This is a genomic window from Pseudomonas sp. GD04091, assembly GCF_029836165.1.
Classification (GTDB): Bacteria; Pseudomonadota; Gammaproteobacteria; order Pseudomonadales; family Pseudomonadaceae; genus Aquipseudomonas.
Map to the genome: position 1 here is coordinate 249,613 of NZ_JAOEBG010000005.1, position 20,256 is coordinate 269,868.

The following is a 20,256-nucleotide window of genomic DNA, read 5'->3' on the forward strand; positions in this document are numbered from 1 at the left end:
CTGGAGCGGGCTTTCTCGCGCTGATGGCGAACACCCCTTCGGCAGGCCGGGCGATCGCCAGCACTTGCGGGGTCCCCGGCGAGCCGTCATCTTTTCCCTCGTTCAGCCAGGGCCCGCCCATGACAATCAACAATAAGCTCACCGAGCACCTCAACCGCGGCAGCGTCGGCTTCCCCACCGCGCTGGCCAGCACCGTCGGCCTGATCATGGCCAGTCCCGTGATCCTCACCGCGACCATGGGCTTCGGCATTGGCGGTAGCGCCTTCGCCGTGGCCATGGTGATCGCCGCGGTGATGATGCTGGCGCAGTCGACCACCTTCGCCGAAGCGGCGGCGATCCTGCCGACCACCGGCTCCGTGTACGACTACATCAACTGCGGCCTGGGCCGCTTCTTCGCCATCACCGGCACCCTGTCGGCGTACCTGATCGTGCATGTGTTCGCCGGCACCGCCGAGACCATCCTCTCCGGTGTCATGGCCCTGGTGAACTTCGAGCATCTCAACACCCTGGCCGAGTCGGCCGGCGGTTCCTGGCTGCTGGGAGTGGGCTTCGTACTGGTGTTCGGCGTGCTCAACGCCTTTGGCGTGAGCGCCTTTGGTCGCGCCGAAGTGGTGCTTACCTTCGGCATGTGGAGCACGCTGATGGTGTTCGGCGTGCTCGGCCTGATCGCCGCGCCGGCGGTGGAGCTGGAAGGGCCGTTCGGTGTGTCGCTAGTCGGCACCGACCTGATGACCATCCTGTCGCTGGTGGGCATGGCCATGTTCATGTTCGTCGGCTGCGAGTTCGTCACCCCCTTGGCGCCGGAGCTGCGCCGCTCGGCCTGGGTGATGCCCAAGGCCATGGCCCTGGGCCTGTTCGGCGTGGCCAGCTGCATGTTCATCTACGGCGCGGCGATGAAGCGCCAGGTGGAGAACGTCGTGCTCGACGCCGCCAGCGGCGTGCACCTGCTGGACACGCCCATGGCCATTCCGCGCTTCGCCGAGCAGGTGATGGGCGAGGTCGGCCCGGTGTGGCTGGGCATCGGCTTGCTGTTCGCCGGTGCCGCGACCATCAACACGCTGATGGCCGGGGTGCCGCGGATCCTCTACGGCATGGCGGTGGACGGGACCTTGCCCAAGGTGTTCACCTACCTGCATCCCCGCTTCAAGACGCCGTTGCTGTGCATCCTAGTGGTGGCGCTGATTCCGTGCCTGCATGCCTGGTACCTGGGCGGCAACACCGACAACATCCTGCACCTGGTGCTGGCGGCGGTGTGCGCCTGGAGCACGGCATACCTGCTGGTGACCCTGTCGGTGGTGCTCCTGCGCATTCGTCGACCGGACCTGCCACGCGCCTACCGCTCGCCGTTGTTCCCGCTGCCGCAGATCGTCTCCAGCATCGGCATCCTGCTGGGCATGTGGTTCATCACCCCGCCGGGCATGAACCCGGCCGATGTCTATGTGCCGTTCGCCGTGATGCTCGGCGCCACCGCCGCCTACGCGCTGTTCTGGACCCTCTGCGTGCAGAAGGTCAATCCGTTCAGGCCAGCGCGGGTCGAGGACGTGCTGGAACAGGAATTCGCCGCCGAACCTGGCCAGCCCCACAACGAGCAGGTGCAGCATGTCGGCAAGCTGGCTTGAGCGCCTGACCGGCCCGCGTGCCCCGGCCGGATACCGGCCGGGAGCGACCCTGGCGCGGCTGCGGCGCAATCTCGGGTTGTCGGATTTGCAAGCCGCGGCAGCCTTTACCTACCGTGAGGATGGCCCGTGTATCGAGGTGCGTGAGCGGACCGAAAGCCATTTGCTGATGCACCTGGTGATGTGCGAGTTCATCCTGCGCGTGCCTGCTTGCGGCCAGGGCGCGTTGCGTGCCGAAGTGCACCATACCGGGGCGCTGCGTCGTACCGGCGTTGCCTGCCGACTGCGCGGTGGCGACCAGGCCCTGTTCGAGACGCTGCAGGCACGCCTGGCAGCGGTTCACGCCATCCTCATGCCTCTGGACTTCAAGCGCCTGAGCATCGAATGCCGCGACGGCCAGTGGCAGGTAACCCTGGAGCACATGGGCGCCAGCGAGGTGGTCAACCGCATGCCCGCTTGGCGTCGCTACATCCCCCTCGCCGCCGAGCAACGCTGCCACCTCTGGCTGGCCTTCGACGCGCTGGCGCGCACCCTGCGCGAACTCTGAATCCGGGGCTGCACGGCAGCCCCGATACCAACGGGTGACTCGAAGAAGTCCTCTGGCATGGAACCTGCTGCCGGTATCCGCGAACAATGATGGTTGTGCACTCATTGATAACATGTTAACAATTGGCGCATAACAACAATGCCCGCGTGTGGAGGTCGCCATGCCCATGCCCCAGCCCGCTTCATCGCACCGCGCAAGCCCGGCCCACGACGGCCTGGAACGCTGGACCACGGCCATGCAGAAGGTCTGCGGTCGGTTCCAGACCGAGCTTGCCTTCAACCGTTCGCTGTTCATCGGCGAGATCGCCACCTTCAACCGCGCAGGGCTCGCCCTGGCCAACCTGCGCACCAACGCCGGCAACATCCGGCGCCTGGGCGACAACCCCGACTGCGATGACGACCAGCACTGTTTTCTGGTCAGCCAGCGCATGGGGTATTCGCAGATCACCCAGGATGGGGTGAGCGTCCAGTTGTCGCCGGGAGAGCTGCTGTTGATGGACTCGGTGGGGCCGTGCGAAATCACCCCGTTCGGCCTGATCGAGCATGTCTCGCTGTCGTTGTCGCGCGAGCAGGTGCGCAAGCATGTGACAAGCCAGGGCGCGACCTTCGGCAAGATCTCTTCGACCAACGCCTGCGGACGCATGCTGCACCTGCTGATGGACCAGCTGTGCCGCGAGGGCGACGAGGCCGGTCAAACCCAGGGCGAAGCGCTGCAGGCGGCGTTCATCGCCCTGCTGGAGCCAGGCTTCGAGCAGGGCGACGACAATCCGGGACTGCTGGCCGGGCTCGGCGGCGCCAGCCTGCGAGGGCATGTGCAGAAGGTGATCGACGAGTCGCTGGGCCAGCCGGGCCTGACACCGGCCAGCCTGGCCGAGCGCCTGAGCATTTCGGTACGGCACCTGTACCGCTTGTTCGAAGAAGAGGGCGACAGCGTCTGTCGCTACATCCAGCGCTCACGGCTCAAGCGCAGCGCGGATGACCTGTCCAATCCGTTCCTCCAGCGCGAGTCGATCACCTCGATCGCCTACAAGTGGGGGTTTACCGACTCGGCGCATTTCAGCAGGGCGTTCAAGAAGCATTTCGAGCAGTCGCCGAAGGATTTCCGGGCGATGGCGTTGATGGCCGGGCGATGATGCATTCAGACTTGGCACGCTTGCCGCCGCTGTTCCTGGGCCAGGCGTTGCCGCGCCGGGATCAGGGCGTTGATCAGCGTGAAGCCGTGGGATGCGAGGAAATAGCACATGGGCGTGGGAGCGGGCTTGCCCCGCGATAGCGTCCGTTTGCCTGGCGAGGGTGTGCCGGCGCTCGCTATCGCGGGGCGTTTCGTCAGGCAATCGCCAGGTAGTGCTTGACGAAGGTCTCGCTCAGCACCTCCCAAAGCACCGGCGTACCCTTGCTCACGAACCAGGCATCGCCTGCCTTGTAGCGGGTCACCTGGCCTGTGGATTCATCGGTCAGCTGGATCTCGCCGGTGACGATCACCGCCTGCTCGCTGAACGGGTAGACCATGCGGAACTTGCCCTGGGTGGTGCCGAAATAGGCGCTGCTGATCAGGTCAGTCGGGGCGCCGTGGGTCATCTTGCCGTAGCACTTGACCTCGCCTTCGAGGATGGTCGAGCCCAGGTCGGCAACGGTGCCCCAGGCGTCGAGTTCGGACAGTTGCACACCCTGGCGGACGGCGGTGAGGGTCATGGTGGTTCTCCAGTCTGGTGGGATGAAAAATCAACGGCGGCCGTTGAAGAAGCCCGACAGCTGATGCACGGTCTTGCCGGCGGTCAGCAGCAGCGGGCGGATATGGTCCTTGCCGAGGATGCGCGCGTGCTTGACCGAGCTGATCAGGTCGTAGCGGCTGGAGCCTTCGCTCATGCCCTCGGCGAGGATCTTGCAGATGATGTGGCTGGGGGTGACGCCGAAGCCCGAGTAGCCTTGCACGTAGAAGGCGTTGGGGCGGTTGCTCAGGGTGCCGATCTGCGGGAACAGGTTGGCGCTGGTGGCCATCGGGCCGCCCCAGGCCAAGTCGATGCGCACGTCCTTGAGGTACGGGAAGATCTTCAGCATCAGGTTGCGGTTCCAGGCCTTCAGGTCCTTCGGAATGTGCTCCACGAACGGTGTGGCGGCACCGAACAGCAGGCGGTTCTCGCGGGTGACGCGGTAGTAGTCGATCACCGGGCGGATATCGCTGTAGGCGCCGCGGATCGGGCTGATGCGCTGGATCATCTCGTCCGTCAGCGGCTCGGTCATCAACTGGAAGGCATAGGTGTTGACGGTGCGGGCGTGCAGCTCGGGCTCGAGCTTGTTGAGGAAACTGTCGCAGGCCCACAGCAGCTTGCCGGCCTTGACCGAGCCGCGCCCGGTGCGCACGGTGATGCGTTCGCCGTAGCGCACCTCCAGCGCCGGGCTGTGCTCGAAGATCCGCGCCCCGTGGCTGACCAGCGCCTGGGCCTCGCCGAGCAGCAGGTTCAGCGAGTGCACATGGCCACCGCCCATGTGCAGCAAGGCGCTGCTGTAGGCGTCGGAGCCGATGATCTGCCTGACTTGCGCACCGCCGAGGAAGCGGATCTCGTCCTTGCCGTTGATCGCCTTGAATTCCTTCTCCCAGGCGCGCAGGGTCTTTTCCTGACGGGCGTTGAAGCCCATGTAGCCATAGCCGTGGCAAAAATCGGCATCGATGGCGTAGCGAGCGATGCGCTCCTTGATGATGCCGGCACCCAGTTCGCTGATCTCGAAGATCTCGCGCAGGCCCTTTTCGCCGACGCTGCCCTTGATCTTTTCCAGGTCGTGGCCGATGCCGGCCATGATCTGCCCGCCGTTGCGGCCGGTACCGCCGAAGCCCAGGTAGCGGGCTTCGAGGACGACGACGTTGGTGATGCCTTTCTCGGCGAGTTCCAGGGCGGTGTTGATGCCCGAGAAGCCGCCGCCGATCACCACGACATCGGCTTCGATGTCGCTTTCCAGGGTGGGGAAGCTGAGGTTGTACTTCTTGGTGGCGGTGTAGTACGTGGGCGTTTCGATGTTGATCATGGCGCGGCCTGGACAGTAGGTATTGTTGGAATTATTGAAATGCAGGGCTTGCACAAGCGCTGTCTGTTGCCGGTCATTGAGCGCCTAACGCGCGGTAGGTGTCTTGCCTGTGGCTGCCGCGATCTTGACCGAGGCTGCCAGCTCCGTTCAGTAGACCCCGCCCTGAGCCGTTACCCCGGCGCTTTCCTTGAACGTGCCGGCCAACCCCTGCAACCCGCGCATCAGCACCGTGGTATCCACCCCGACCGCGACGAACGCCGCGCCCAGGTCGATGTAACGCCGTGCCAGCTTCTCGTCGGCACTGAGAATCCCGGCAGCCTTGCCGGCGCCCTTGATACGCACGATGGCGTCCTCGATGGCCGTCTGCACCTGCGGGTGCCCCGGATTGCCCCGGTGGCCCATGGCGGCGCTGAGATCGGCAGGGCCGATGAAAACACCGTCGACGCCGTCGACGGCGCAGATTTCATCGAGGTTGGCCAAGCCCTCGCGGTTCTCGATCTGCACCAGCAGGCACACCTGTTCGTCGGCCACGTCCAGGTAGTCGGCAATGCTGTTCCAGCGCGACGCGCGCGCCAGGGCGCTGCCGACGCCACGCACGCCGTGAGGTGGATAATGCATGGCCCGCACCAGTTGCCGGGCCTGTTCGGCGCTTTCGACCATGGGCACCAGCAGGGTCTGGGCGCCGATATCCAGCAATTGCTTGATCAGCGCAGTGTCGCCGAGCACCGGACGCACGATTGGCTGGGCCGGGTAGGGCGCCACGGCCTGCAGCTGGCCGAGCAGGCTGCGCAGGTCGTTGGGGGCGTGCTCGCCGTCGAGCAGCAGCCAGTCGAAGCCGGCGTTGGCGGCAAGCTCGGCGCAGTAGGGATTGGCCAGGCCGAGCCACAGGCCGATCTGTGCCTGGCCGCTGCGCAGGCGTTGCTTGAAGGTGTTGATGGGCATGTCCATGGGCGGTCCTCGGTGGCTCGGGATACGGGGCTGTGTGGGAGCGGGCATCAGACGAACCGGCAGGCGATCGAGCCGAGCTGGTCGTAGTCGACATGGAAGGTGTCGCCGGGGCGGGCGGCCACCGGACGGGTGAAGGAGCCACCGAGGATCACCTGGCCGGCTTCGAGGCCCACGTCATACGGCGCCAGCTTGTTCGCCAGCCAGGCCACGCCCTTGGCCGGGTGGTTGAGCACCGCCGCCGACACGCCCGACTCCTCGATCACCCCGTTGCGGTACAGCACCGCGGGCACCTTGCGCAGGTCGATATCCCCCGGGCGGACAGCGCGCCCGCCCATGACCACGCCGGCATTGGCGGCGTTGTCGGAGATGGTGTCGAACACCTTGCGGGTGACGCCACTGACCGGGTCGAGCTGTTGGATACGCGCGTCGATGATCTCCAGGGCCGGTATCACCCACTCGGTGGCCTCGAGCACGTCGAACAGGGTCACGTCCGGCCCCTTGAGCGGTTTACCGAGCAGGAAGGCCAGCTCCACCTCGACCCTGGGCACGATGAAGCGCTCGAAGGGAATATCACTGCCTTCCTCGAAGAACATGTCGTCGAGCAGCGCGCCGTAGTCCGGCTCGGTGATGTTCGACGAGACTTGCATGGCCCGGGAGGTCAGGCCGATCTTGTGGCCGACCAGCTTGCGGCCGTCCTTGATCTTCTGCGCAACCCATGCGCGCTGGATGGCGTAAGCGTCCTCGATGCTGATCGAGGGGTGTTCCAGGGAAAACTGGCCGACCTGCTCGCGGCAGCGCTCGGCCTGGTCGAGGCGGGCGGCGGCTTGCTGGATGATACGGGCGTCGAGCATGGGAACCTCAGGGCTGACGGTTGAACAGGGGGTGCAGGCTGCTGTGCTTGGCGTCGTACACCTGCGCCTGGCTTTCATCGATCTGCACGGTCACGCCGACCGGGCGGCGTTGCAGCACGTCGTCCAGGTGTCGGCGCAGCACTGCCAGCAACGCGTCCCCCACCTGCTTGTGCACCGCAGCGCTGCGGCCGCTGCCCATGCGCAGGTTGGCGTAGACGAAGCCGTAGTCGCCCTGGCCGTCGGCGATGGCCGCGTGGGCGGCCGGATAGGCCAGTACGCGGGTGCCGCCGGTGGGAAACACCTGGCGACCGTGCTCGTCGCGTTGCTCGAGCATGCACTCGGCCAGGGCGCGGCACAGGTCGGGCATATCGCTGTCGGCTTCGATATCCGGGCTGTAGAGCAGGACCAGATGGGGCATGACGTCACTCCTTACAGGCGGCTGGCGGAAACGACGCCTGCCGGGTTCGAGGCCTGGGCGGCGGGGAGAGCTGCGCCGTCCTGCGGGGTGACCGGGAAGATCGCGTTGATCTGGCCGGTGCCGGAGGAGCCGAAGTACGGCGTGACCACTTCGGCCTTGCCGTCGTAGTCCGACCAGCCCAGGGCACCGAGCAGCATGGCGGTGTCGTGCATGAAACCTTCGCCGTGGCCCTTGACCGCGTACTCCGGCAGCATTGCGCAGAAGTCGGCCCAGTCGCCGTCCTGCCACATGCGCACCACCCGGTGGTCGAGGGTTTCCAGGAACGGGCTCCACACCTTGGTGGCGAAGTCCGGCGCCTGGCCGTTCTGGGCGAAGCGGTGCGACAGCGAGCCGCTGGCCAGGAACGCGACGTTGCCGTCGTAGTGCTCCTCGACCGCCTTGCGCATGGCCCAGCCCAGGCGGGCGCTGTCGTTGAGGTAGTGCGAGGTGCACAGCGCCGAGACCGAGATCACCTTGAAGTGCTGGTCGGCGTTCATGTAGCGCATCGGTACCAGGGTGCCGTATTCCGGGGCCAGGGTGGTGGCGTCATGGGCCATGGTCTCCACGCCCAGGCGGTTGCATTCCTCGGCGAGGATTCGCCCCAGCTCGGGGTTGCCGGGAAAACCGTAGGTCATGTTGGCGATGAAGTGCGGCAGTTCGTTGCTGGTGTACAGACCTTCGAAGTGCGCGGCGCAGTTGATGTGGTAGTTGGCGTTGACCAGCCAGTGGGTGTCGAACACGACGAGGGTATCCACGCCCAGTTCGCGGCAGCGCCGGCCGATCTCGTGGTGGCCGTCGATGGCCGCCTGGCGAAAGCCCTGGCGCGGGCCGGGCAGTTCGGACAGGTACATCGAGGGCACATGGGTGATCTTGGCGGCGAGAGCGAGTTTGCCCATGGTATGTCTCCTGTTGAAGGTTGTTGTTCTTGGTGTCCATGGCGAGGGCTGCGCCCTCGTTTCGCCGGCAAGCCGGCTCCCACAGCGTCCGATGATGCCTGTGGGAGCCGGCTTGCCGGCGATGGGCTGCGCAGCAGCCCCCGCTTTACACGCCCCAGCGCGGAATGTGATGGCTGCCCATGGATATGCACACGTTCTTGATCTCGGCGAAGACCTCGAAGCTGTACTGCCCACCTTCGCGCCCGGTACCCGAACCCTTCACCCCACCGAAGGGCTGACGCAGGTCACGCACGTTCTGGCTGTTGATGAACACCATGCCCGCCTCGATGCTGCGGGCCAGGCGATGGGCCTTGCCGATGTCCTGGGTCCAGATGTACGACGCCAGGCCGTACTCGGTGTCGTTGGCCAGCTGCAGCGCCTCGGCTTCATCCTTGAACGGGATCAGGCAGACCACCGGGCCGAAGATTTCCTCCTGGGCGATGCGCATCCTGTTGTTCACGTCGGCGAACACGGTGGGCTGGATGAACTGGCCCTTGGCCAGGTGCGCCGGCAGCCCCGCCGGACGCTCCAGGCCGCCGGCCACCAGCCGTGCGCCTTCCTCGAGGCCGATACGGATGTAGCCGGTGACCTTGTCGTAGTGCTGCTGGGTGATCATCGAGCCGACCTGGGTCTTCGGGTCGGTCGGGTCGCCGACCACCAGGCGCTTGGCGCGGGCGGCGAACTCGGCGACGAACCGCGGGTACACGCTCTCCTGGATGAAGATGCGGCTGCCGGCGGTGCAGCGCTCACCGTTGAGCGAGAAGATGGTAAACAGCGCGGCGTCCAGCGCGCGCTCCAGATCGGCGTCCTCGAAGATCAGCACCGGCGACTTGCCACCCAGTTCCATGGAGTACTTCTTCAGACCGGCCGTCTGCATGATCTTCCTGCCGGTGGCGGTCCCGCCGGTAAACGAGATGGCGCGCACGTCCGGGTGGCGCACCAGGGCGTCGCCGGCGGTGGCGCCGTAGCCCTGGATCACGTTGAGCACGCCGGCGGGAATGCCGGCCTCGACCGCCAGGCGGCCCAGTTCGTTGGCGGTCAGTGGCGACAGTTCGCTCATCTTCAGCACTGCGGTGTTGCCCAGGGCCAGGCACGGCGCGGTCTTCCAGGTGGCGGTCATGAACGGCACGTTCCACGGCGACACCAGAGCGCATACGCCCACCGGCTGGTACAGGGTGTAGTTGAGCATCTGGTCGTCGACCGGGTAGCTGTGGCCATCCATGCGCGTGCACACTTCGGCGAAGAACTCGAAGTTGTGCGAGGCGCGGGGGATCAGCACATTGCGCGTCTGGTGGATCGGCAAGCCGGTGTCCAGGGTCTCGAGTTCGGCCAGCTGCGGCACGTTCTGGTCGATCAGCTCACCCAGGCGGCGCATCAGTCGGGCGCGCTCCTTGGCCGGGGTGTTGGCCCATTTCGGGAAAGCTGTCTTGGCCGCGGCCACCGCCTGGGCGACTTCCTCGGCGCCGCCGCTGGCGACTTCGCCAATGGCTTCGCCGGTGGCCGGGTTGTAGTTGATGAACGTGTCGCGGCTCTCGACTTCGCGGCCGTTGATCCAGTGCTTGATCATGCTGATGCCTCTTGTGCTTTGCGGGCGAAGAACTCGGCTTCGCTGACGATTCGGTTGACCAGGCGGCCGACGCCTTCCACCTCCACCACCACTTCGTCGCCCGGCAGCACGTCGGCCAGGCCTTCCGGGGTGCCGGTGGCGATCATGTCGCCTGGCTGCAGGGTCATGAAGCTGGAGAAGTATTCGATCAGGTAGGGGATGTCGAAGATCATGTCGGCGGTCGTGCCTTGCTGTTTCAGCTCGCCGTTGATCCAGGTGCGCAACTTCAGGTTCGACGGGTCCGGCACATCCGCGGTGTCGACGATCCACGGGCCGACCGGGGTGGTGGCGTCGCGGTTCTTCACCCGCAGATTGGGGCGGTAGTAGTTCTCCAGGTAGTCGCGGATGGCGTAGTCGTTGCACACCGTGTAGCCGGCCAGGTAGCCGAGGGCATCCTCGCGCCGGACGTTGCGCGCCGGTTTGCCGATCACCGCCACCAACTCGCACTCGTAATGCATGTACCTGACGTTGTCCGGGCGCCAGGTGACCTGGTCGTGCCCGGTGTAGGTGCCCGGCGACTTGATGAAGGCCAGCGGCTCGGTGGGCGGGGTGAAGGCGAGTTCGGCGGCATGGTCGGCGTAGTTCAGGCCAAGGGCGAACATGTTGCCGGTGGCCGGCGGCAGCCAGGTGACCTGGCTGGCGTGGACCAGGCGGCCATCGGCCAGGCGCAGTTGCTGGTCGTTTTCGACGGTGACCTGGTGAACCTGGCCGTCGAACTGGATACGAGCGTGCTTCATGGGGCGAGTCCTTGTTCGGCGACGATGGGGTTGGTCAGTTGGCCCAGGCCGTCGATCTCGACCGTCACGCGGTCGCCGGGCAGCACATCGACGCGGCCCTCCGGGGTACCGGTGATCAGCACGTCGCCGGCATGCAGGGTCATGAACTCGCTGATCTCGGCGATCAACTGCGCCACGCCGCGCACGCAGTTGGCGGTGTTGTTCTGTTGGCGCAGCTCGCCGTTGACCCACAGGCGGATGCCCAGCGCGTCGGGGTTGCCGACCTGCGCCGCCGGTACCAGCTGCGGGCCGAGGGGGCAGAAACCGTCGCGGCACTTGGCCTTGACCGCGGGGCGGTAGTAGCTGTCTTCGGGCAGGCTGAATTCGTTGACGACGGTGTAGCCCAGTACATGGTCCAGGGCGTTGTGGACGCTGACGCGGCTGGCGTCCTTGCCGATCACCACACCCAACGCCGGGCCAGGCTGCAGGCGTTCGACTCCCGAAGGGTAGGTGACTGGCCGGGCATGTCCGTTACGGGTGTTGGGGGTCTTGATGAACAGCACAGGCTTGACCGGTGGCTGTTGGTACGGCGCTTCGTGGAAGGACGCCAGATGCTGTTGCAGCAGGCCCTGATAGTTCAGGGCGACGCCGAACAGGCTGCCGCTGGCGACCTCATGCAAGGCACGGCTCATGCTTTTCTCCTGCGGTGAGCGAAGCGACCGGGGGCGCTTCAAGGTGTTTTTGTTAATGTGTTAACGTTATACTTAATATGTTAACGATCGTCAAGGCATTCGCCGCTGGCCGGTGGTGCTACGATGGTTTCCCCGGCGCGTTTCACCGCTGCGAGAACAACAATGAAAGAGCGACAGCCGATCCCCAACATCAACATCGGTCAGGTGTACGACCAGCGCTACAGCGACAGCGAGGTGCACTACGACCGGCTTGGCAACCTGGCCGGCTTCTTTGGCCGAAACATGCCGGTGCACCGCCACGATCGCTTCTTCCAGGTGCACTACGTGAAAAGCGGCAGTGTGCGGGTGTACCTGGACGACCAGCGCTATCACGAGTCCGGGCCGATGTTCTTCCTGACACCGCCGACCATTCCGCATGCCTTCGTGACCGAGGCTGACTCCGATGGCCATGTGTTGACCGTGCGCCAGCAGTTGGTCTGGCAACTGCTGCAGGCCGAGCCTGGGCTTGCGGGCGGGCCACGCCTGCAGCCGGCCTGCGTCGCGCTTGGCCACCTGCGCGGCGCGGCGGCCGAAGAAGTGCAACGCCTCGAGCAACTGTTCGACCTGCTCGGCGGCGAGCTTGGCCAGGCTCAGGCGGGGCAGGGTACCGCAGTGCAGGACCTGGCTCGCCTGGTGATGATCAGCCTGCTGCGCCTGTGCGCCAACTCGCTGGAAGCGATGCCCGCACGGCACGAGGACCTGCAACTGTTCCATCGCTTCAACGAGCTGATCGAGCATCACTACCTCGATCACTGGACGCTGCCGGCCTACGCGGCAGCCCTGGGCGTGACCGAGGCGCGGCTGAACGACGTGTGCCGGCGCATGGCCGACCTGCCCTCCAAGCGTCTGGTGTTCGAACGGCTGATGCAGGAAGCGCGGCGGCTGCTGCTGTACACCGGCGGTTCGGCCAACGAGATCTGCTACCGCCTGGGGTTCAAGGACCCGGCGTACTTCAGTCGGTTCTTCCAGCGCCATGCGCGGATGACGCCTGGGGAGTACCGCCAGCGCCAGGCGGCGTTGCGTTGAAAGGGACATGCGGCGGGCAACTCCAGGCGACCGGCTTCAGGCAAATCGTGCAATCGCGCCGGCAACGGGAGAATGGGCGTTTGGCAGAAGCGCTGGTACTTTTCACAGGTGCTGGACAGCACAGGTGAAAATGTATTTCACTTTATTAATATCTTAATGAAACCAGTGCCTTATCCTGATGACCAACCCAAGACCTTCCCTGACGTTGACCCTGCTGCAGGCCCGCGAAGCGACCATGGCGTTCTTTCGCCCGGCGCTCAATGCCCATGACCTGACCGAACAGCAATGGCGGGTGATCCGCATCCTGCGCCAGCAGGGCGAGCTGGAGAGCCACCAGCTGGCGGACCTGGCCTGCATCCTCAAGCCGAGCATGAGCGGCGTGCTCAAGCGCCTGGAGCGCGACGGCCTGGTGGGCCGGCGCAAGTCGCCGGAAGACCAGCGGCGGATCTTCATCAGCCTGACCGTGCGCGGGCAGCAGGCGTTCCTGGCGATGAGCGAGGAGATGGAGCGCAACTACCAGGAGATCCAGCGCCAGTTCGGCGCGGACAAGCTGGAGCAATTGATGGCGCTGTTGAACGAGCTGAAGAAGGTCAGGCCCTGAGCGACAGGGCCCTTGAATCCACTGCGGGGCCCCAGCTACAGGCCGGCAAGATGCAGTGAGTCATCGAGAATCTTCAGCAGTGAAGCCGCTCGTCGCGCGTACACCGCCGGGTTCGCGTACAACAGCTCCACATGCAGGCTGTCGATGATCCCCAGATAAGCGTCGCCATACAGTTCCAGCTTGTTGCCATCGCCACGGGCCCAGGCGTGCCGCTCACGCAGGGCCTGGCAGAAGCCCTGGCGGATCTGCTCCAGGTAGTGCTCGAAGCCGCTGGTAACGATCGCGCGGATCGGCGCCGGCGGCAGGAATGCCGTGCGCAGCACGAAGCGCAGGTTGGCCGATGCGGCATAGCGCTCGGCCAGGTGCAGCGGATGCCAGTGCCCTGGAGCCTCGCGGCCTGCCGCTTCATGGCGGAACCCGGCCTGGACGTAGTCGGTCTCTTGCGCCAGCGCCCGTTCGAAGGCGCAGACGAACAGCGCGTCCTTGTTGGCGAAATGCGCGTACAGCGAGGCCTTGCGCATGCCCGCCAGGGCGGCGATCTCGTTCAGCGACGAGCCGTCGTAGCCGTGTTCGGCGAAATGATCGACGGCATGCTCGCAGATTCGCGCGGCGGAAGGGGTCAGGGCTTTCAAGGCATCACTCCGGATTGACGCGGTAATTCGAGGCGCTGATTGTCTTTGCCACGGCCGCGCGGGTCAAACCGACGATGACCAGGGCAGCGATCGCCAGCAACCAGGCCCAGGCGGACGGCCCGAGGGTGGCCAGGTGGCCGGCCAACGGCGTGGCGCTGGACGAGATCACCAACTGCAGGGCACCGAGCAGGGCCGCCGTGGAGCCGACGTCGCGCTGCTGCGAAGACATCGCCAGGGCCATCAGGGTGGCTTCGCAGATGCCCAGGCCGAACAGCGCCAGCACCACGCCGCCGAGCATCGGTGCCAGCCCGCCGTCCGCCACGCCCGCGCCGACCATCAGCAGCGCGCCAGCGCCCATGCACAGCGCCCCCCACCAGGCCACGCGGGCGACGCCATGTCGGGTCACCCAGTGCCCCGACAACGCGGCGCCCAGCAGGATGGCGACGCCGCAGCCACCGAACAACAGGCCGAAGTGCGCGCTGGAGAGGCCGAAATGCTGCTGGTACACATAGGCCGAGCCGGCAATGTAGGCGAACAGGAAGAAGAACACCGCCGACAGCGCCAGGGCGGGGCGCAGGAACGCGCTGTCCGCGGCGATGCGTGCATAGGTGCGCCACACCGTGGCCGGTGCCAGGCGGACCCGCTGCGCCGCTGGCAAGGTCTCGTCGAGCGCCAGCGTCGAGTTGAGCAGGGTCAGCAGGCCCAGGCCGGCGAGCACCAGCATGATCGCCCGCCAGCCATAGGCCGCGTCGACCAGGCCACCGAGCGCCGGGGCGAGGATCGGAGCCAGGCCTTCGATGGTCATCAACAGCGCGAAGATCTGCGCCGCCCGCGCGCCCTCGGCGGTGTCACGGACCATGCTCATGATCACCACCAGCGTCAAGGCGCTGGCCAGGCCCTGAACCAGACGTGCCAGCAGCAACAGATCCAGCGACGGGGCTGCAGCCGCGGCCAGCGAGGCCGCGCTGAACACCACCAGCCCCGCAAGCAGCGGGCGGCGTCGCCCCAACGCGTCCACCAGCGGCCCGAACAGCAGTTGGCCAGCCCCCATGGCCAGCAGGAACACGGTCAAGGTCAACTGCACCTGGCCATAGCCGGTGGCGAACTCGCGCGCCATCTCCGGCAGGCTGGCCAGGTACATGTCGATGGCCGAGGGGCCGAGGGCGCCGATCAGGGCGAGGGAGGCGGCGAAGCGCAGGTTGGAAGCGGGCATGGCACGTGAATCTCTTGGATGAAAACAAAGTCCATCAGGACTACCTACCGATCGGTAGGTTTGCGAGAGTAGACCAATCGCCCAGTGGGGTCAACGCAGCTTCCACTTGCGCCCCAGATACACGGATACCGCTTGTTTAGCGCCACCGGTCCGATCCGCGCGGAATAAACCGAATCCGCCTTTATCGCCGTACTCCCAATCCATGTACGGCGCACAGCCGTGCATTCCTGAAGCCACATGAGGTTTTTGCAACCATGGCCAACAGAGACAGCAACATGACCGGTCGGCAGGACAGCGGCAAAACCGGCAGCCAGGGTGGATCGAAGAACCCTGGCAATTTCGCCAACGACCGCGAGAAAGCTTCCGAAGCCGGCCGTAAGGGCGGGCAAAGCTCCGGCGGTGGTAACCGTCAGCCCGAGTCCGACCGCAAAGGCGGTCGCACGTAAGTGAGGCCATGCAGTGCCGGGGCCGCCTGGCACTGCGTTTACCGGCGAAGGAGAATCCCATGCGCACCATGCCCTTGATCTGCCTGCTGGGCAGCCTGAGCCTGCTCGGTGGCTGCTTCGACCGCGACACCGATCACCCGGCGAAGGATGCCGATCAGAGCAAGCCATCGCTGCAGATGCAGCAACCCAATCCACCGACCAGCAATCCGTCCCCTGAAACCAAGCCGCAGAATCCCTGAGCGAGGTGTCTGGCATGGTGGCGACGACACGTGGCACCGCGTATTCGGCGACGGCCCAGAACGCCAGCGATGGACTGGAGCATCGCTATCGCGCCTTGCTGGAAGGGCGTGGCTTTGCGGCCGAAACCTGGCTGGAGGAACAGCTGAGCCGAGTTCGCACACAGGACGACGACCTGCCGGATGACCCCGCCGATCTACCCCAGTGGGCGGCCGACCATGCGGCCGGGGTGGCCCTCGGCCATTCGGTCTATCTGCAACAGCGCCGGCACGGGGCGCCACGGCGCTATTTCGCCACGCGCGCCCAGGCCCTGTGGTTCCTGCAACAGGTCGCGCCGACCAAGGCGGTCGACGGCGCCTGGCTGCACGGCAGCTTGCGACACTGGGGCGACCCGCGCTTCCATGGGCTGATCCGCACCTTCCTGGAGGAATTGGGCGATGGCGCGCCACGCTGCAACCATGTGCTGATCTATCAGCGCCTGCTCAGCCGACTGGGCTGCCTGCACGGCCTGCCGCTGGCGCCTGCGCGTTACCTGCAGGGCACCGTGCAGTTGGCCCTGGGACAGCACTGCGAGCGTTTCCTGCCCGAAGTGATCGGCTACAACCTGGGCTACGAACAGCCACCGCTGCACCTGCTGATCACCACCCACGAGCTGGCCGAGCTGGGCATCGATGCCCATTATTTCCAGCTTCACGTCACCATCGACAACGCCGCCAGCGGCCACGCCCGACGCTCGCTGGAGAGTTTCAGGCTGTTGGCGCGGGACCAAGGGCCAGGATTCTACGAACGGGTCAGGCTGGGCTACCGGCTCAATGACCTGGGCATCGACACGCCATCGCTGATCGCCACGTTCGACCTGCAGGGCGAATTGCTCGCTGCGCTGGAGCGCAAGCGCCTGTATGGGCGACTCATGCATTCCGACCGCTGCCGTCTGCAGGGGCGGACCATCAACCAGTGGCTTGCCGAGCCCGACGCACTGCCCCGGTTCCTCGAAGCCTTGCAGGCCCAGGGCTGGGTAATACGCGACACGGATCCTGCTCGCAGCCGCTTCTGGTCACTGATCGATGGGCCGGCGGCGGCCATGTTCGGCGTGTTCAGTGCCTTTGAGAAGCAGCTCTGGCATGACTGGATCGCCGGCAGCTGGCAGGGCGGGAAGGTTCGTCGCGTGCCGCCCGGGCAGTGGGAGAACGCTCTGGCCCTGGAAGATCAACCGCCCAGCGCGGCGCCGACGATGGACATTGCCGCATTGATCGACGCCATGGCCGGCAATCGACACGCCGAGCCCGAAGGGCTGCGCGCCACCCGCGACTTCATCCAGGCCACCGGACTGAACCAGGGAGGTCCGCGCTGATGCTGCTCGACCAGGACCAGATCCGCGCCGACGAAGCCCTGCTGCGGTTGGGCCGGCGCCTGCACGCCGATGGCTACCGCTTCACTTGCGTGACCCCGGCCACCCAGGCCCGGGTCAATGCCCGGGCGGATGCGCGGCGGGCCCACACCCTGCGGGACGTGTTCGGCTGGAGCCGACCCTTCTCGCCTTCGCTGATCAGCGCCGACGAGCTGAACTCGCTGGACACCGCGGGCGTCCTGGAGGCGCAAGGAGCGTTGTGGCGCAGCCGGGTGCGCTGGTCCAGCCTGGACGATCTGCTGCTGGTCCACTCCGCCTGGCCCACCGATGGCAGCGACGCGGTGTTCTTCGGCCCGGACAGCTACCGTTTCGCCCAGGTCATCCGCGATCACCTGCGGCACGGCCCAGGTCAGGTGCGGCACGCCGTCGATATCGGCTGCGGCACTGGCATCGGGGCCCTGCTGATTGCCCGTGCGGCGCCACGGGCCCAGGTCAGCGCCGTGGACATCAACCCGCTGGCCCTGCGCTACACCGCCATCAATGCCGCCCTGGCCGGCGTGTCCAATGTATCGGTCGAGCCCAGTGACCTGCTCGACGGCATCACCGGCACCTTCGACTTCATCGTCGCCAACCCGCCCTACATGCTCGACGCCAGGCAGCGGGTGTACCGCCATGGTGGGGGAGCCCTGGGCGCGGCGCTGTCGCTGCGGATCGTCGAGCAGGCCTGCGAACGCCTGGCGCCCGGCGGCACGTTGCTGCTGTACAGCGGTGTCGCGATCGTCGACGGACGCGATGCCCTGCTCCAGGCTATCCGCCTGCGCCTGGCCGGACGCGCGTTCGCTTGGGCATACCGGGAACTGGACCCGGACGTGTTCGGCGAGCAACTGCTCGAGCCAGGCTACGAGCAGGTCGAGCGCATCGCGGCCGTGGTCCTGACTGTCACCCGGCAGGGCTGACGCCGCCATGGCGCGGTCTTGCACGTTCGGCATCGAAGAAGAATACCTGCTGATCGACCTTGCCAGCGCACGGGTGTTGGCCACGCCGTCGGCGGCGGTGGCGCGTCGCTGCCGCCAAGCGCTGGGGCCGCATTTCGCCGAAGAGATGTTCCGCAGCCAGATCGAGGTGGTCTCTCCGGATTTCGACTCGCTGCACCAGGCCCGCGGGTTTCTGCTCGAGCACCGCGAACGGCTGCGCGAGGCGCTGGCCAGCGAGGGCGCCGGTCTCTACGGCGCGGCCAGCCACCCCAGCGCCCAGTGGCTGCGCCAGCACCCACGGGACACTGCCCACCATCGCCAGCTGTTCGACGACTACCAACGGGTCGCCCGGCGCAGCCTGTTGAACGGTCTGCACGTGCATGTCGGCGTGCCGGCCGGGGTGGACCGCATGCAACTGATCAACCGCTTGCTGTACTGGTTGCCGCTGTTCCTGCTGCTGAGCACCTCTTCACCGTTCTGGGGTGGCCAGGACTCCGGCTACATGAGTTATCGGCGAGTGATCTGTGGCGAGTGGCCGCACATGGGCCTGCCAGAACCCCTGGCCGACTGGAGCGCCTACCAGCGCTACCGGGCATTGTTGCAGCGTACCGGCACGCTGGCCGAGGACGGCGACTTCTGGTGGGCGATCCGCCCGTCGCGACGGTTTCCCACGGTCGAGTTGCGCATCTGCGACGGCTGCCCGCGGCTGGAGGATGCCCTGGCCATTGCCGGGTTGTTCCGGCATCTGGTCGAGCACTGCGCCGACTGCCATCCCGCGCCCAGGCCGGTGAGTCGCGAACTGCGCTGGATCACCCAGGAAAACTACTGGCGGGCACTGCGCCATGGTCGTCACGGCACCTTCATCGGCGTGCACGCAGAGGCCGACGTGAATGCCGAAGGCTGGCTGGCACAGTTGCACGGCTTGTACCCGCCCGATAGCGCCGATGCCGAGCGGGCGTCGATGCATGCCCGGCGCATCCTGCGTGAAGGCACCAGTGCCGATCGACAGCTGGCGGCGTTCGCGCGGGCACGCTCGCTGGCGCTGGACAGCCGACAGGCGCTGCGGGCGGTGGTGGCCCAGGTGCAGGACGACCACCTGTCGGTGTCCACGGCAGTCTGAACAAACCTGCGACGGGTTCCCCGCCTCGAAACCGCTATGGCCTTCATCACGGAGCACCAGGACCGTTCGCACAGAGCGAGGTCATCCTTCCCCCAGGAGTACCGTCATGCCCAGCAAGCCTCACGACCAGTTCACCTTGCAGAACCCCTTGACCCAATACCCGCACCCGCCATTTCCCGCCCAGGGCCAGCCCGCTCCTGGGTTGGACGCGCAGATGCAGCCCAAGCCCGATCACGGTGAGACCACCTACCAGGGCTTTGGCCGTCTCGCCGGGCGTCGGGCACTGATAACCGGTGCCGATTCGGGCATCGGCAGGGCCGTGGCCATCGCCTTCGCCCGCGAGGGCGCCGACATTGCCCTCAACTACCTGCCCATCGAGGAACGCGACGCCCGCGAAGTGGTCCGGCTGATCGAGGCCGAGGGCCGCAAGGCAGTGGCGCTGCCCGGCGACCTGAAGGATCCGCGGTTCTGCGCCGAACTGGTGGACCAGGCCCATGAACAGCTCGGCGGGCTCGACATCCTGGTCAACGTCGCCGGCAAGCAGGTGGCGCGCAAGGACATCGGCCAGATCACCCACGAGCAGTTCGACGACACGCTCAAGACCAACGTCTACGCGCTGTTCTGGCTGTGCCAGGCCGCGGTGCCACTGATGCCAGCCGGGGCGACCATCATCAACACGGCATCGATCCAGTCCTATCAGCCGTCGGCAACGCTGCTCGACTACGCCACCACCAAGGCGGCCATCGTCGCGTTCAGCAAAGCCTTGGCCAAGCAGGTGATCGAACGCGGGATCCGTGTCAATGCGGTGGCCCCCGGGCCGATATGGACGGTATTGCAACCCAGCGGCGGCCAGCCAGCGGAAAAGATCCCCGACTTCGGTGGGCACACGCCGATGAAACGCCCCGGCCAGCCCGCCGAATGCGCGCCTCTGTACGTGCTGCTGGCCAGCCAGGAATCGAGCTATATCACCGGCGAAGTGTTTGGCGTCACCGGCGGCAATCCGTTGCCCTAGCCAAACATGAAGTAAACCTTCGCGGCGGCGTGCAGTCAGTTGCAATAGGAGCCCGCATTTGTCGGGCCAAGGAGGTGGACGATGAAACTTGCCTGCCTGCTGCGGGGCTGCCAGTGGCGCAGCCTGCTGACCCATGAGATCGCCGGCCTCCAATGCCAGTGTTGCGAACGCTGTGGCGCACTGCGCTACAGCCAGCCCGGCCAACCGTACGATGCGTAGG

General features: G+C 66.2%; 23 protein-coding genes. 12 read left to right on the forward strand and 11 right to left on the reverse strand.

Features of this window, described 5'->3' with window-relative positions; genetic code table 11:
* Positions 1–119 precede the first annotated feature (119 nt).
* The 3 genes from N7422_RS09245 (at position 120) to feaR (ending at position 3,295) form a co-directional block, all read left to right on the forward strand.
* Entirely contained in the window at positions 120–1,619 is a 1,500-nt protein-coding gene (locus N7422_RS09245; RefSeq protein WP_279806272.1) for an APC family permease, read from the forward strand.
* The gene (locus tag N7422_RS09250) at positions 1,600–2,163 is read left to right on the forward strand and encodes a DUF3156 family protein (protein WP_279806273.1); all 564 of its coding nucleotides are present in this window, start codon (positions 1,600–1,602) and stop codon (positions 2,161–2,163) included. The genes N7422_RS09245 and N7422_RS09250 overlap by 20 nt, the downstream gene beginning before the upstream one ends.
* A 160-nt stretch (positions 2,164–2,323) precedes the next feature.
* Positions 2,324–3,295, forward strand: coding sequence for a transcriptional regulator FeaR (gene feaR / locus N7422_RS09255; protein ID WP_279806274.1), 972 nt, complete (start codon positions 2,324–2,326; stop codon positions 3,293–3,295).
* Between the two features lie 193 nt (positions 3,296–3,488).
* Here the strand turns inward: feaR and N7422_RS09260 are convergent, their stop codons facing one another.
* From N7422_RS09260 to N7422_RS09300, 9 genes are all read right to left on the reverse strand, one after another.
* Entirely contained in the window at positions 3,489–3,854 is a 366-nt protein-coding gene (locus N7422_RS09260) for a cupin domain-containing protein (protein ID WP_279806275.1), read from the reverse strand.
* 30 nt (positions 3,855–3,884) lie between these two features.
* Entirely contained in the window at positions 3,885–5,183 is a 1,299-nt protein-coding gene (locus N7422_RS09265) for an FAD-binding oxidoreductase (protein WP_279806276.1), read from the reverse strand.
* A 147-nt stretch (positions 5,184–5,330) separates the two neighbouring features.
* Positions 5,331–6,131 carry a 4-hydroxy-2-oxoheptanedioate aldolase gene (gene hpaI, locus N7422_RS09270; RefSeq protein ID WP_279806277.1) on the reverse strand — a complete coding sequence of 267 codons (801 nt, stop codon included), beginning with the start codon at positions 6,129–6,131 and terminating at the stop codon, positions 5,331–5,333.
* 47 nt (positions 6,132–6,178) lie between these two features.
* Positions 6,179–6,982 (reverse strand): 2-oxo-hept-4-ene-1,7-dioate hydratase, encoded by an 804-nt coding sequence (hpaH, locus tag N7422_RS09275; RefSeq protein WP_279806278.1) that lies wholly within the window; start codon positions 6,980–6,982, stop codon positions 6,179–6,181.
* A gap of 7 nt (positions 6,983–6,989) precedes the next feature.
* Positions 6,990–7,400 (reverse strand): 5-carboxymethyl-2-hydroxymuconate isomerase, encoded by a 411-nt coding sequence (locus tag N7422_RS09280; RefSeq protein WP_279806279.1) that lies wholly within the window; start codon positions 7,398–7,400, stop codon positions 6,990–6,992.
* Between the two features lie 11 nt (positions 7,401–7,411).
* Positions 7,412–8,335 (reverse strand): 3,4-dihydroxyphenylacetate 2,3-dioxygenase, encoded by a 924-nt coding sequence (gene hpaD / locus N7422_RS09285; protein WP_279806280.1) that lies wholly within the window; start codon positions 8,333–8,335, stop codon positions 7,412–7,414.
* Positions 8,336–8,480: 145 nt separating this feature from the next.
* A complete protein-coding gene (gene hpaE, locus N7422_RS09290) occupies positions 8,481–9,941 on the reverse strand; it encodes a 5-carboxymethyl-2-hydroxymuconate semialdehyde dehydrogenase (RefSeq protein ID WP_279806281.1) in 1,461 nt (486 codons plus the stop codon).
* On the reverse strand, positions 9,938–10,717 hold the full coding sequence (locus N7422_RS09295; RefSeq protein ID WP_279806282.1) for a fumarylacetoacetate hydrolase family protein: 780 nt from the start codon (positions 10,715–10,717) through the stop codon (positions 9,938–9,940). Before N7422_RS09295 ends, hpaE begins: the two co-directional genes overlap by 4 nt.
* Positions 10,714–11,388 carry a fumarylacetoacetate hydrolase family protein gene (locus tag N7422_RS09300; RefSeq protein ID WP_279806283.1) on the reverse strand — a complete coding sequence of 225 codons (675 nt, stop codon included), beginning with the start codon at positions 11,386–11,388 and terminating at the stop codon, positions 10,714–10,716. The genes N7422_RS09295 and N7422_RS09300 overlap by 4 nt, the downstream gene beginning before the upstream one ends.
* A gap of 162 nt (positions 11,389–11,550) precedes the next feature.
* Between N7422_RS09300 and hpaA the strand changes: the two genes are divergently transcribed.
* Both hpaA and hpaR read left to right on the forward strand, forming a co-directional pair.
* On the forward strand, positions 11,551–12,453 hold the full coding sequence (hpaA, locus tag N7422_RS09305; protein ID WP_279806284.1) for a 4-hydroxyphenylacetate catabolism regulatory protein HpaA: 903 nt from the start codon (positions 11,551–11,553) through the stop codon (positions 12,451–12,453).
* Positions 12,454–12,631: 178 nt separating this feature from the next.
* On the forward strand, positions 12,632–13,054 hold the full coding sequence (gene hpaR, locus N7422_RS09310; RefSeq protein WP_279806285.1) for a homoprotocatechuate degradation operon regulator HpaR: 423 nt from the start codon (positions 12,632–12,634) through the stop codon (positions 13,052–13,054).
* Between the two features lie 35 nt (positions 13,055–13,089).
* Here hpaR and N7422_RS09315 read toward each other — a convergent pair whose 3' ends face one another.
* Entirely contained in the window at positions 13,090–13,686 is a 597-nt protein-coding gene (locus N7422_RS09315; RefSeq protein ID WP_279806286.1) for a TetR/AcrR family transcriptional regulator, read from the reverse strand.
* A 4-nt stretch (positions 13,687–13,690) separates the two neighbouring features.
* Entirely contained in the window at positions 13,691–14,899 is a 1,209-nt protein-coding gene (locus N7422_RS09320) for a Bcr/CflA family efflux MFS transporter (RefSeq protein WP_279806287.1), read from the reverse strand.
* Positions 14,900–15,153: 254 nt separating this feature from the next.
* On the opposite strand from N7422_RS09320, the gene N7422_RS09325 reads away from it, so the two are divergent.
* The 7 genes from N7422_RS09325 to N7422_RS09355 all read left to right on the forward strand — a co-directional run bounded on the left by N7422_RS09325 (position 15,154) and on the right by N7422_RS09355 (position 20,255).
* Positions 15,154–15,345: a KGG domain-containing protein gene (locus N7422_RS09325; RefSeq protein ID WP_279806288.1), complete on the forward strand. Its 192-nt coding sequence runs from the start codon at positions 15,154–15,156 to the stop codon at positions 15,343–15,345.
* Between the two features lie 59 nt (positions 15,346–15,404).
* Positions 15,405–15,584, forward strand: a complete 180-nt coding sequence (locus N7422_RS09330) for a hypothetical protein (RefSeq protein ID WP_279806289.1) — start codon at positions 15,405–15,407, stop codon at positions 15,582–15,584.
* A gap of 14 nt (positions 15,585–15,598) precedes the next feature.
* Entirely contained in the window at positions 15,599–16,933 is a 1,335-nt protein-coding gene (locus tag N7422_RS09335) for an iron-containing redox enzyme family protein (RefSeq protein ID WP_279806290.1), read from the forward strand.
* Positions 16,933–17,886, forward strand: a complete 954-nt coding sequence (locus tag N7422_RS09340; RefSeq protein ID WP_279806291.1) for a class I SAM-dependent methyltransferase — start codon at positions 16,933–16,935, stop codon at positions 17,884–17,886. Before N7422_RS09335 ends, N7422_RS09340 begins: the two co-directional genes overlap by 1 nt.
* Positions 17,887–17,893: 7 nt before the next feature.
* Positions 17,894–19,024: a carboxylate-amine ligase gene (locus N7422_RS09345; RefSeq protein WP_279806292.1), complete on the forward strand. Its 1,131-nt coding sequence runs from the start codon at positions 17,894–17,896 to the stop codon at positions 19,022–19,024.
* A gap of 106 nt (positions 19,025–19,130) precedes the next feature.
* Positions 19,131–20,036, forward strand: coding sequence for an SDR family oxidoreductase (locus N7422_RS09350; RefSeq protein WP_279806293.1), 906 nt, complete (start codon positions 19,131–19,133; stop codon positions 20,034–20,036).
* 81 nt (positions 20,037–20,117) lie between these two features.
* Positions 20,118–20,255 (forward strand): PSPA7_2676 family Cys-rich small protein, encoded by a 138-nt coding sequence (locus tag N7422_RS09355; protein WP_279806294.1) that lies wholly within the window; start codon positions 20,118–20,120, stop codon positions 20,253–20,255.
* Position 20,256: the final 1 nt, after the last annotated feature.